The following is a 12364-nucleotide window of genomic DNA, read 5'->3' on the forward strand; positions in this document are numbered from 1 at the left end:
TTATACAATATACTAAGGGATGTTTAAATTATGTTTTTGTTTTATAGCCAGATACAAGAATATTCTATTTTTCTACAGCGATCAGAAGCATCATGGGTCTTCTGAGCTCATTTTTCATTTCCGGAATTTCTTTCAACATTTCAGGGCTAGGCTCTGGTTCAATAATTTCTTTGATTTTGAAACCATGTTTCAGTAAAGTATTCAGATATGTAGTTAAAGTTCTATGGTATTTAATGACATTTTCCCCTAAGAAGGTAGTATTTCTTTTTCCTTCGATAAAATATCTGTCGACAGGCCAGTCTGTTTTTTCTCCATTCTTATCATAGTTCCAATCCTGGCTTCCTTCAGCGGTAAAGACAGGATGTTCCACGGAAAATATAAAATGCCCGCCTGAAGTCAGCCATTGATGAATATTTTGGACAATCTTATCGAATGATTCCACATAATGTAGTGTTAATGAACTTAAAATAATATCAAACTGCTCTGCCGGATAAGCAACATCTTCCAGGGCTTTTCTTTCATAGAGGATGCCTTCGATATTATTGATTTCCTGTGCTTTGGCCAGCATTTTTTCTGAAAGATCAATTCCAATCACTGATTTTGCTCCGTTTTCTATAGCATATCTGCAATGCCACCCAAATCCGCAGCCGAGGTCAAGTACATTTTTCCCTTTAAAATCGGGTAACATATTTTTCAGGGTATGCCATTCTCCGGCTCCTTCCAGTCCTAATTGGGAGCGGAGCATTTTCTCATACTGGTCAAAAAAAGACGGATTATCATATTTATTTTCTTTCATAGGACAGATTTAAAGGGTTAAAACCGGAATTAATGAACAATAAATTTACGATTATTAGCTGATAAAGTTTTAAAACACTGATTCAAAAAATTGAATAAAAAATCCTTTACCGAAATAAAGGATTGACTATATAGAGGTAAAATGATTTTATTTTCTGCCTTCACGAACGGCGCGAATTAAATCTTCGTTTCGTTTATTTGCTCTTTCGTTATTTAAAGACATCACGGCCCAAATCGCTGCCGGAAGCCAGCCAATCAAGGTAATTTGTAAGAAAAAGCATATGATTCCGGTAAGAACTTTTCCTCTAACAATAAAAGATAGAAAGGGAAGTACAACAGCTAAAAACATGATGTAAATTTTTTAAGGTTATAATATAGTTTTATGAATCAAATGTATCAAATTTTAATCCAATGAAAAAAGATAGTCAATTAATCCTCCATATGCGCGTTCCATAATTTTTCGGCATAATTTCTGAACACTTTCGGGCCTTGCTGGAAAGCCTTGTCGAAAGTATAAGATCCTCCTTCAAATACTGGCTTGCCATGATTTTCCATTCCTGTTTGTATTTTTGTTTCTCCACGCATGGCAAACTTTTGTTTTCCTTCATACATAATGACCTTTAGATCTGACGGACTTACATCTCCTTTGCAGGCGGTTTTATACATCATCCAAATTTCAGCGACACCGTTTTTATCAAGGTCTGTTACCGCTAAAGTATTTTTCTTGAACTCGGCCTCTATATCTACCATACAGTCTTTAACGAAATCATTGACTTTCCATACGAGCTGATTATTTTCCAAAGAATAACACTGGGCAAAAACTTCAGCATCACTGCCATCATTTTCATGCGAAAAATTTTCATTGATGTAGACTCCTGTTTCGGAAGTAATAACTACATATTCTCCGGTTTTATCTTTCCATCGGAATCCGTCTTTAAAATTTCCTTTGTACTTCAACGCTTTAGGAGCCTGGGCAGAATCTATTTTTGTAGTGATTAAAGAATCTGTTTTTTCTATCTGATTAACTTCCGGTGATTGAGTTTCTGATGGGGAATTTTTCTTTTCTTCTTTACAGTTTAAAAAGAATAGAAACGGAAGACAATAGAGTAGATGCTTTTTTTTCATAGATAATTTTTTGGTCTGATAACAGGGCTCGAACCTGTGTCCTCCCGGTCCAAGAGCCGGACGCTCTGCCACTGAGCTATATCAGAAATTAGGATAGGTGCAGGGCTCGAACCTGCGTCAACCCGGTTAAAGAGCCGGGTGTTCTACCACTGAACTAACCTATCCTTTTTATTTTTGCTTCAGAGTTTTCCTGAAAAATATTTGTTTTGTCTTAAGACTTTAGCCAGAAAAGGATTGGAAACGGTTACGCCATGTACCAGTTCCGGAGTAGGTTTAAATTCACTTACTCCATGAGTGCGGGGAGCAATCCATCCTGATTTTTCGGGATCAATGCCAGCATCTTTACAGGCATTAACGATCATTTCCTTGTTACAAAAGGCTTTTTCCTGAAAAACTTCCCATGGCAAAGGTAATACATTCCAAACTTCTGTATTAGGATCTATTTTTCCTCCAGTTGATAAATGCCATGCAATGACATCAGCAGCCATCAAACGCATAACTTTTCCGAAACAGATATCACCCAGAATAGAATCAAGACCAAGGGCATAGATGAGATTCATCCAGTTATCTCTGGCTTTATTCCAGGCTCCGGCGGTATTGTTCCAGGTGGTGGAGTCATTTCCTTTCTTTACAGCCATTGTTTTCCTGTAGATATCATTCTGATTCCATAGTTCTTCAAGAAAATCGGAGAGCTCCTGTAAAATAGCAGTCCATTTTCCTAAGAGTTTACCCTTTTTTTCATCATTCAGATGTTCTAAAACTTTAGCATCCGTATAAATATAGGAAATGGCTTCCCATTGAGTTTCACCCGGATTTTTCAGGCATCTGTTGAATAACATTTCGCAGATTTCATCAAAGGGTCTTTCCTGGCTTTGGTTGGTGAATGTACTTCTGAGATTACTTCTCGCATTGAAATAAGCAATAAAGCAGGCTGTATTCAGATCTTGGCTGAAATCTTCAAAGCTGATGGTATGAGAAAGCCCGTGTTTAGCTATTTTCTGAAGTTCAATCTTCTTTGATTCATGGATGAATTTTTGAAGACGGATTTCAATACGTTTTAAAAGCCTCCATTTCTTGTTGTAATTCCGCTTGGAGATATCTAATCCGGCCAGTTTTCTCAGATCTTTATTAAGCCGGTCACTTTTAAAATTATTTTCTCCAATATCTTTATGGACCAGCGGTGAAACTTCTTTCAGAAATGTTTCAATGCCATTGACACTGTGATAACCGGAATTTTCTTTTTCATCAATCTTAAATATTTCGATGGCTTTTTTGATCTGTTTGTCTGCACCGACTGCCTTTCCAAAAGTTTCAAGCATTGAGGTATATCCATAAACACTATTTTTCAGAGAACGGCTGGCTGCTTTACTTAAAGTTGCCAGCTCGTGAATAGCTAATTGACCTCTCATTAATTCAACAATCATTTCCGCAACATCTTCGGGACGGCGGCGCTGATCTAATGATTGATAAAGCTGTTCAATAGTGTTCATATCTTGTCATTTGCTTTTGGATTTTTTATGAAATTAATTCTTTCAATGTTTTGTCTGTTATCAACAAATCTCCCTGAGGAATCTGATGGTTAAGATAAGTAAACAGTAAATTGGTTACCCAATTGTTTTCAATATCGTGAATATAGTAAGACGAAATTAATCCAAAGTCATCAGAAATATAAGCTGGCAGCTCAGAAGAGCTGGTAGCTTTGAAAATAGAGATGAAAAGTTCCTTTCGGATATGTGTAAGAGCATCCTCGGTTTCTTCATCTATTTCTTTTCCATCCACTGTCTGGTAAGCGTTCATCCATGCAACAGAAAATTCTGAAGAATCTCTGTTGTCGAGGATCTCATCAATCTTTTCAGGGGTAATATTGATAAGAGCAGCCTTTAATGAATCATTAAAAGCTGCTGCTAATTTACTTAGTTTTTCTATCATAATTTTAATGAGATTGAGGGTCAAAATAAGCTTTAAAAGTAAGCGGATCCTCAATTTTTCCCTCAGCGTCTTCCAGATATTCTAAATATTCTGCCTGATGTTTTTCCATATAAATCATCACAATAGCCAGGTTTACGAAAAGGTTTTTATCTTCAGATCCCAGGTTTAAAGCCATTTTTAAATAATCCAAGGCTTTCTCATTTTCGCCCATATCGGAATAAATTGCTCCAATGTTGATGAGTGCAGAGGTATTTTCAGGTTCAATAAGTAAAATTTCATCCAGCTCTTTCACTAAAAGATCATTTAATGTATCCCAATGATCTTCATTCTCCCATCTTTTCGCCTGGAGTTTTTTTACATTTTCGAGTCTTTGTGGTATGTTGCTCATCTGTTTTTCAAGTATTGTTGAATGTTTTCTTATCCAAAAGCTCTTTTCAATAAACTCTCTACTTTAGGCTCACTCCCTCTGAAGGCTTTATACAATTCCATAGGATCTTTTGTTCCTCCGGAAGAAAGAAGTACTTTATATTTCGCGGCAATTTCCGGATTGAAAATTCCGTTTTCTTTAAAATACTGGAAAGCATCAGCATCCAATACTTCTGCCCATTTGTAAGAATAGTATCCTGCGGAATATCCGCCTTGGAAAATATGAGAGAAACTTGGGCTCATCGCTGTTTCAGGATTGGTTGGATAAAGTGCTGTAGCTTTGGTGTATTGATCTTCAAACTCTTTTATACTTTCATTTTCCAGCTCTGCAACTTTTGTATGATAGTTCATATCCAGTAAACCAAAACCTAATTGTCTTAAAGTCTGGTAGCCCTCCATAAAGTTTTTAGACTGCTCAATTTTTGCAATTTTTTCATCGGGAAGAACTTCTCCGGTTTTATAATGTTTTGCGAAGGTTTTTAGGAATTCAGGCTCATAGCAGAAGTTTTCTAAAAACTGAGATGGTAACTCCACAAAATCCCATTTCACGGAAGTTCCGGATAGATTAGGGTATTGAGTATCTGCCATCATTCCGTGAAGAGCATGTCCGAATTCGTGGAATAAAGTCGTTACTTCCTGGAATGTCAGTAAGCTAGGCGTATCTTTTGTAGGTTTGCTGAAGTTGCAGACAATAGAAATATGCGGACGTGAGTTTTCTCCGTTCTGCTTATACTGATTCTTGTAGCTGGTCATCCATGCGCCGGCTCTTTTCCCTTTTCTTGGGAAATAGTCAACATATAATAAGGATTTATAAGTTCCGTTCTCCTTTACTTCATAGACTTTTACATCTTCATGATATTTAGGAATATCGTTTCTTTCTTCAAAGGTTAACCCGAAGAGTTTTCCAGCCAGTCCGAAAACAGCATCCTGTACATGATCTAACGGGAAGTAAGGTTTGAGTTCTTCATCATTAAGGTCAAATTTCTGCTTACGAAGTTTTTCAGCATAGAAAGCGTGGTCATAGCCTTGCATTTCCTCAATTCCATCAGCTTTTGCCAAAGATTTTAATTCTTCAACTTCTTTATCGGCATAAGGCTTTGCCTTTGTTAAAAGTTCATTTAAAAAATCAAAAACTTTTACCGGAGATTTTGCCATTCTTTCTTCCAATACAAAATCTGCATAATTTTTATAGCCCAAAAGCTCAGCTTTCTGTTGTTTTAGTTGAAGAAGCTCTTTAATGAGATTTTGATTATCATATTCTTCGCCATCAAAAGATTTTTTACCATTGGCTAATGCCAGTTCTTTTTTCAGTTCACGGTTCTCAGCATATGTAATGAATGGAATATAACTTGGATATTGTAAAGTAACCACCCATCCTTCAAGATTTCTTTCTTTAGCTTCCTCTGCGTATTGTTCGAGAATTGCTTCCGGAATTCCGGCTAATTGTTCTTTATCTGTAATATGTTTGAAGTAAGCATTCGTAGAAGCCAGTACATTTTGTCCGAATTGCAGAGATTTTATGGAAAGATCCATACTGATCTTCTTTAATTTTTCCTTGTCTTCTTCATTCAGTAAAGCGCCATCTCTTACAAAACCTTTATAGGTTTCATTCAAAAGCATTTCCTGTTCCTCATTGAGATTATATTTTTCCTTTTCATCATACACTTTTTTGATTTTGTTGAAAAGGCCCTCGTTTTGAGATATTTTAGAAGAATATTCTGTTAAAATCGGAGAAACTTCCTGAGCAATCTGCTGGAGCTCATCACTGGTTTCTGCTGAATTTAAATTGAAAAAGATATTAGAAACCACATCCAGCTGTTCACCGGAATACGCTAATGCCTCAATGACGTTTTCAAAAGTAGGAGCTTCAGGATTGTCAACGATAGCATTAATTTCTTCTTCAGATTTTTGAATTAATTCCTTGAAAGCGGGAAGATAATCTTCATTTTTAATGTCTCCGAATGGTGCTGAGTGATATGGCGTATTAAATTTTTCTGTTAAAATATTCATTTTTCGATTTTTAGTTAAACGTAAATGTAAGGATTCATGGGGAATCCCAGTTGAAATGCTCAAAAATAATGCCTTAAAGCCAAGGTATGACAAAAATACCTTATCTTTAAATAATCTTGTCCTATGCAAAGAGGGGATGATGTCAGAATATTTAATTTTGAAAGCAGATGAGAGACTCATTTTGAAATAAATAACCTTAAATAGACAGACTATGAAAACACTCTTAAAATTTATCGGCATTATCATTTTGCTGCTTATTGTATATGCTGTTTTTGCCATGTTGGCCTTCAGTAAAGATTATCATTATGAAAAATCTGTTGTCATCAATGCTCCTAAAGAAAAAGTATGGCAATATGCAGGTTCATTAAAAGGATATAATATGTGGGATCCTTTTTCAAAAGAAATCAAAAATATTAAAATTACCTATTCCGGAGAAGGAAATACAATGGGAGATTCTTATCACTGGAAAGGAGATGATAGTGAAGGAGAACAATCTATTACGGAAATAGTCCCTAATGAAAAATTGGGAACTCAGCTTCATTTTATAAAACCTTTTGAGGGAAATGCTAAAAGTGCTATTGTACTGACTCCTGAAGGTGCCGGTACGAAAGTTACCTGGATGATTGATAATGAACTAAACACTATGATGAAGATCATGAAGCCCATGATGGACAGTAATATGGATAAAATGTTCGGGCAGGGACTGGATGACCTGAAGAAATTATCAGAAAAATAAAATAAAAGCCTTGTAAAAACTACAGGGCTTTTTTGTGCTGTAATATCAAGATAAATAATTGTACTTGCTGATGGTTTACTTTTTGTAAAATATGAAAAGAGTAAATATTATTCTAAAAATATTATCTTTATATAAAGAAACGATTGTATGGAGAAGATTGTATTTGAAAAAAGTGATATCAGAGACTTTGTAAAAAATACCATTACAGAAAAAATTGAAAAGCTTAAAAACTTCATTGAATTTACTCTGGAAGCGAGTCGTGATATCAAAAAAACACCTAAATATGACAGTATGCGTGAAGAAATGCAGGAAGAAATCTATCAAATGCAGCGGCAGCTAGGTGCTTTAAATGATCTCAAGCGAAATATGGGAAAGGTACTGAATACTTCTACGGATCGGGTTCAGCTAGGTTCTTTAGTGATTACCAATAAAGCCCGTTTCTATATTTCAGTATCGTTAGGTGAATTTTTCTTTGAAGGAGACCGCTTTTACGCTATTTCTTCCGAAAGTCCCATGGCTAAAAAGATGATGGGAATGAAAGCAGGAGATGAGTTTACACTCAACAAAATTCATCAGAAGATTGTGGAAGTGCTATAAAATTATATTGTCAATAGAGAATTTTGCTTTGCAAGCGAATAGTGAATCATTGCTATCTACAAAAATTGACAAGCGCAGTGGATTGACTATTCACTATTATCTCTTATTTTATTTCTCCAACCAGAATTACTATTAAAATCTTCATCATATCTCCTGCATTTTAACTTACATATCGTATTTTTGTCTTTATGAACAAAGCAGAAATTTTAAAAGAAATCATAGAGCAAAGAAGGAGTATTTTCCCAAAAGATTATACGGATGCAGAAATTTCTCAGGAAGTTATTGATGAAATTTTACATTCAGCGACTTTAGCTCCTAACCATAAACGTACTAAGCCTTGGCGTTTCAAAATATTTAAAGGAGAAGAAAAAGCAAAGCTGGCTTCGGAAATGCAGGCTATCTATAAAGCAACTCAACCTGAGCAGCTATTCCTGGAAAAAAATATAATGACATAGGTTTTAAGATCAATAAAGCCAATGCAGTGGTTTCCATTGTAGTCAACTTCAGTGGAATGGTTCCGGAATGGGAAGAAATTGCGGCTACTTCAATGGCCGTTCAGAACATGTATTTGAGCTGTACAGCCAATAATATCGGTTGCTATTGGAGTTCTCCTAAGATTGTTGACCATTTGAAAGAGTCTCTGACGATAGAAGAAAACCAGAAATGCCTGGGTCTTTTCTATATGGGAAATTTGGATTAGCCCTGATTGAGCGGCCTGTTTAAGCTCTTTTTCTTTGTATAAGAAAAAAGCGAGTAGCGAAAGCAGGTTCCCGGCTCCTGAGAAAAGTAATTGAATTTTACAAAACTTTTTACTTGGAGCTTTTTACTTCAAACTTTTTTACTATCTTTGCACTCTTAAATATTTAACTGGGACGAGTTCCCGTAAAATTCAAACATTATGTCAGTAAAAATCAGATTACAAAGACACGGTAAAAAAGGAAAACCTTTCTTCCACATCGTGGTTGCAGATTCTAGAGCTAGAAGAGATGGTAGATTCATCGAGAAACTAGGAACTTACAACCCAATTACTAACCCAGCAACTATCGAGTTGAACGTTGATTCTGCTGTACAGTGGTTAAACAACGGTGCTCAGCCTACTGATACTGCTAGAGCTATTTTATCTTACAAAGGTGCTCTTTACAAAAAACACTTACAAGGTGGTGTTGCTAAAGGAGCTTTTGATCAAGCTGAAGCTGAAAAAGATTTAGCGCTTGGGTAGATGCTAAAGAATCTAAAGTACAAGGTAAAGTTGACGGTTTAGCAACTGCTAAATCTGATGCTAAAAAAGCTGCTTTAGAAGCTGAAGTAAAAGTAAATGAAGCTAGAATCGCTGCTGCTGCACAAGCTGAAGCTGATGCTAAAGCTGCTGAAGAAGCTGCAAACGCACCTGCTGAAGAAGTTGCTACAGAAGGAGAAGCTGCTGCTGAAACTGAAGAAAACACTGAAGCTTAAGAACATTTCCTGTTATGCGTAAAGAAGATTGCTATTTGTTGGGGAAAATTACACGCAGACATGGACTTGCGGGCAACGTTATCCTTAAATTGGATACCGACCAGCCTGAGCTTTACAATAAATTGGAATCAATATTCGTTGAAATCAACGGATTATTGGTTCCATTTTTTATTGAAAAATCATCCTGGAGCAAATTAGATGCTCTGAATCTTGCATTCAAAAATGCTTCTGAAGCAATGGTAGACCAGGTTTTAGGTAAAAGTGTTTACCTTCCGCTGGCTTCACTTCCAAAACTTACAGGTAAGCAATTCTATTATCACGAAATCATTGGATTTGAAATTTTTGATGAAAATGATAACAACTGTGGTGTGATCAGATCTGTAAATGATCAAACGGCGCAAGTGTATTTTATAACCAATCTGGATGGAAAAGAAGTAGTTATTCCTATGATTAAAGATTGGATTCTTAACGTGGACAGAGAAGAAAGAACGATCAAAATGGTACTTCCTGAAGGCCTTATTGATGTATTTCTGGTTCCCTCTAAAAAAGATGAGTAATTGTTGTTACTATCAACAATTATCCCTTCTCATTTTCCTATCATTATTATCTGAAATTATTCTTTACCCATTATTAAAGCCGGTAAAAGGTATTCTTCTACCATTTTATCAGTCTGTGAATGAGCATAAGGTTGATTATAAGCTGTAGCTGTAATGACCATCACAACCGGTATATCTGCAAATATAATGATCTTGTTTCCGCCATTTCCACTGCATTGATAAGCTTCTAGGTTTTTGTTTCCCATTTTATAAATTTTCCTCCAGAATAAGTAGCCATAGCCTTCAAAATCTTTATGGTCTGTGAAGTAGTTCGTGAAAGACTTCTTTATCCAATTTGTATTTAAGATCGTTTTTCCGTTCCAGATCCCCTTATTTTTATATAATTGCCCGAATGTTGCAAAATCTATTGCTCTCATCCGTAAGCCGCCTGCTAAAGAAGGTTTTTGTTGAGGAGTAAGCTGCCATTTGTAGTTCTTGATTCCAAGGGGTTGGAATAATTTTTTATCAGCATAGTCTTTCAGTCCTTGGGGAAGAGATTTATCTAAAATATCACCTGTTATCACTACTCCTGCTGTAAAATAGTTCCAGTTTTTCCCTATTTTATTTTCGGTCATGGGTAAATTCAATGTAAATTTCACCCAATTATCGGTAGGATACATATTTTCTTCATTTCCTGGAGATTCTGAGTCCTGATCATTACCATCAAAACCAGAACTCATCGTTAGCAGGCTTTTTATGGTAACGCTGTCTTTTCGGGGGAATAATTTTCAAATGACTTGATATCATAAAATTCTTTCAGATGCTGATATTCGCTTTTAATAAAACCCTCTTGGATCGCAATTCCCATCAATGCAGAAGCAAATGTTTTTCCAACCGAACGGGTATCCTGCAAAGAGTCTCTTCCGGACCCATTGAAATATTCTTCCAGAAGAAGCTTTTCGTTTTTAATAACAACAATGCTTGTAATATTTTTAAACCTTTCTTCTGCAATTTTTTTATTCAGATTTCTGATCATTTCAGTATGTTTTTTTTCATTTGAAACTTTCCATCCGCTGTTGGGCAGGATAGTCTGAATTGCCATTTGATATTCTGAAATATTTTGTTTAGGAACATTCAAATTGATTTGTCCTTCTGCAATAACAGGTCCTGTAATTATATTTCCTGTATTCAGATAAGGGCGGATTTCAATTTTTAAAGTGTGATTTCCGTCTGTCAGTACATCAATTCCGTCATGGCCTCTATAAAAACGCATCCATAAATATCTGCCCCATGAATCTTCATTTTTACTGCTGAGAAGAGGAATTCTTAATGTAGTCTTTAGTTTTTTATTTTCTGAACTTCCTGCTCCTGTATTGAGATTTTCCGTATAGATCGGTTGTCCATCAACATAGAATGAAAATTGAAAATTTCCTTTTTAAGAAGTTCTTCTATGGTCCAATTCGGTTCAAGCTGATGGAGATAGTTGATCAGTGAATTGTCAAAAAAAGCATGAATTCCAAGGTCACCATTTTCCTGAAATGTTGAAGAAGTAATCATATCAGAATCTTTGAGGTTTTCAAGTGAAATAGCTTTGTTCAGGAACACAATTTTCCCTGAATATTTTTTCTGAATCGGATTCTCAATTTTTTCAGGATTGATTATGTTTTTGCTTTGTCCCTGGTAAAGATGGAGGATGAAAATAAAAATCAATAATAAAGCTGTTCTCATGGCAAGAAGTATTTGAGCAAAAATAACAAACTTCTTTACAGTAAAATAGAATGAAATTAACATTGCTGTTTTATAATTATGTGCTCTCTAATTGAATCGTTTTCTAAACGCTCCGGGAGACTGATTTGTTTTTTGTTTAAAGAGCTTGCTGAAAGACTGCGGATGTTCAAAACCGAGTTCATAAGCAATTTCACTCACTGACAAACTCGTAGTGCTTAAACGTTCTTTCGCACAATCAATTAGTTTATTCTGAATATGCTGCTGTGTATTTTGCTGAGTATGAAGACGAAGTAAGGTTCCAAGGTAATTGGGAGAAATATTCATCTGTTCGGCTATACGTTTTACAGAAGGAATTCCATTTTCTATAAGGTTTCCGTTTTCAAAATATCCGGAAAGAATCTCTTCAAATTTATGAAGCAATTCATGACTTGATTTTTTTCTGGTAAAAAACTGACGCTCATAAAAACGATCAGAATAAATCAGTAACAATTCAATCTGTGCAATGAGAAGTTCCTGGGTGAATTTATCAATGTTTGACTGGTATTCACGCTCAATATTTTTAAGAATTTCAATAATGATCTTCTCTTCTTTATCTGAAAGGAAAAGGGCTTCTTTCACCTGATAGCTGAAAAAATCGTAAGATTTTATTTTTTTTGTTAATGACGTATTCCAAAGAAAATCAGGGTGAATCAGTAATAAGAACCCGGTAGGTTCTACCTGGATATCCTGTCTTATTTCCAGACTTAAACACTGCTGCGGTGAAACAAAACACAATACTCCAGAATCGAAATCATATTGCTGCTGTCCATAATTAAATTTTGGATTGACGTTTTTCTTCAATCCAATGGAATAAAAATTCTGTATCCATTTTAATTCTTCATTCTCCACAATGTAATTTACTTTACTGTAGTCTATCAGGCTGATCAGGGGATGCTCAGGGTTTGGAAGACTGCAGAAAGCATGAAAATCTGCAATAGTATTAAAATGAACAGGCTGTTTCATAATGGCTAAGTTAATTGTTTTTATAAAA

The 12364-nt window shown here is 35.5% G+C and carries 14 protein-coding genes, 2 tRNA genes and 2 pseudogenes; 5 read left to right on the forward strand and 13 right to left on the reverse strand.

The genetic code is table 11. The features are described from left to right. Window positions 1-64: 64 nt before the first annotated feature. From H5J24_RS03050 to H5J24_RS03090, 9 genes are all read right to left on the reverse strand, one after another. Entirely contained in the window at window positions 65-796 is a 732-nt protein-coding gene (locus tag H5J24_RS03050; protein ID WP_068944443.1) for a class I SAM-dependent methyltransferase, read from the reverse strand. Between the two features lie 147 nt (window positions 797-943). Beyond that, a complete protein-coding gene (locus tag H5J24_RS03055; protein WP_228407666.1) occupies window positions 944-1144 on the reverse strand; it encodes a YqaE/Pmp3 family membrane protein in 201 nt (66 codons plus the stop codon). Between the two features lie 80 nt (window positions 1145-1224). Continuing rightward, window positions 1225-1920: a M949_RS01915 family surface polysaccharide biosynthesis protein gene (locus tag H5J24_RS03060; protein ID WP_068944441.1), complete on the reverse strand. Its 696-nt coding sequence runs from the start codon at window positions 1918-1920 to the stop codon at window positions 1225-1227. A gap of 13 nt (window positions 1921-1933) precedes the next feature. Beyond that, a tRNA-Lys gene (locus tag H5J24_RS03065) sits at window positions 1934-2006 on the reverse strand. Window positions 2007-2010: 4 nt separating this feature from the next. Next, window positions 2011-2085: transfer RNA gene (locus H5J24_RS03070), tRNA-Lys, on the reverse strand. A 14-nt stretch (window positions 2086-2099) separates the two neighbouring features. Then, complete coding sequence (locus H5J24_RS03075; RefSeq protein ID WP_068944440.1) at window positions 2100-3410, reverse strand: hypothetical protein; 1311 nt, start codon at window positions 3408-3410, stop codon at window positions 2100-2102. 25 nt (window positions 3411-3435) lie between these two features. Beyond that, window positions 3436-3849, reverse strand: coding sequence for a hypothetical protein (locus tag H5J24_RS03080; RefSeq protein ID WP_068944439.1), 414 nt, complete (start codon window positions 3847-3849; stop codon window positions 3436-3438). Window positions 3850-3853: 4 nt separating this feature from the next. Beyond that, window positions 3854-4237, reverse strand: a complete 384-nt coding sequence (locus H5J24_RS03085) for a tetratricopeptide repeat protein (RefSeq protein ID WP_068944438.1) — start codon at window positions 4235-4237, stop codon at window positions 3854-3856. A gap of 29 nt (window positions 4238-4266) precedes the next feature. Then, window positions 4267-6285: a M3 family metallopeptidase gene (locus H5J24_RS03090; protein WP_068944437.1), complete on the reverse strand. Its 2019-nt coding sequence runs from the start codon at window positions 6283-6285 to the stop codon at window positions 4267-4269. A 211-nt stretch (window positions 6286-6496) separates the two neighbouring features. Here H5J24_RS03090 and H5J24_RS03095 point away from each other — a divergent pair, with 211 nt between their 5' ends. The 5 genes and pseudogenes from H5J24_RS03095 to rimM all read left to right on the forward strand — a co-directional run bounded on the left by H5J24_RS03095 (window position 6497) and on the right by rimM (window position 9627). Continuing rightward, complete coding sequence (locus tag H5J24_RS03095) at window positions 6497-7021, forward strand: SRPBCC family protein (protein WP_068944436.1); 525 nt, start codon at window positions 6497-6499, stop codon at window positions 7019-7021. Window positions 7022-7168: 147 nt separating this feature from the next. Continuing rightward, window positions 7169-7618: a hypothetical protein gene (locus tag H5J24_RS03100; protein WP_068944435.1), complete on the forward strand. Its 450-nt coding sequence runs from the start codon at window positions 7169-7171 to the stop codon at window positions 7616-7618. Between the two features lie 188 nt (window positions 7619-7806). Continuing rightward, window positions 7807-8318 (forward strand): annotated as a pseudogene (locus tag H5J24_RS03105) (nitroreductase family protein). A 198-nt stretch (window positions 8319-8516) separates the two neighbouring features. Continuing rightward, window positions 8517-9070, forward strand: a pseudogene (locus H5J24_RS03110) (30S ribosomal protein S16). A 14-nt stretch (window positions 9071-9084) separates the two neighbouring features. Further along, window positions 9085-9627 (forward strand): ribosome maturation factor RimM, encoded by a 543-nt coding sequence (rimM, locus tag H5J24_RS03115; protein ID WP_068944432.1) that lies wholly within the window; start codon window positions 9085-9087, stop codon window positions 9625-9627. Between the two features lie 56 nt (window positions 9628-9683). Here rimM and H5J24_RS03120 read toward each other — a convergent pair whose 3' ends face one another. The 4 genes from H5J24_RS03120 to H5J24_RS03135 form a co-directional block, all read right to left on the reverse strand. After that, the gene (locus H5J24_RS03120; protein ID WP_232816015.1) at window positions 9684-10346 is read right to left on the reverse strand and encodes a serine hydrolase domain-containing protein; all 663 of its coding nucleotides are present in this window, start codon (window positions 10344-10346) and stop codon (window positions 9684-9686) included. 14 nt (window positions 10347-10360) lie between these two features. Next, on the reverse strand, window positions 10361-10879 hold the full coding sequence (locus H5J24_RS03125) for a serine hydrolase domain-containing protein (RefSeq protein ID WP_232816016.1): 519 nt from the start codon (window positions 10877-10879) through the stop codon (window positions 10361-10363). A gap of 65 nt (window positions 10880-10944) precedes the next feature. Continuing rightward, on the reverse strand, window positions 10945-11397 hold the full coding sequence (locus tag H5J24_RS03130) for a hypothetical protein (protein WP_232816017.1): 453 nt from the start codon (window positions 11395-11397) through the stop codon (window positions 10945-10947). Between the two features lie 24 nt (window positions 11398-11421). Continuing rightward, window positions 11422-12336, reverse strand: coding sequence for a helix-turn-helix domain-containing protein (locus H5J24_RS03135; protein ID WP_068944430.1), 915 nt, complete (start codon window positions 12334-12336; stop codon window positions 11422-11424). Window positions 12337-12364 lie beyond the last annotated feature (28 nt).

It is taken from the genome of Chryseobacterium capnotolerans (genome assembly GCF_021278965.1).
Lineage (GTDB): Bacteria > Bacteroidota > Bacteroidia > Flavobacteriales > Weeksellaceae > Chryseobacterium > Chryseobacterium capnotolerans.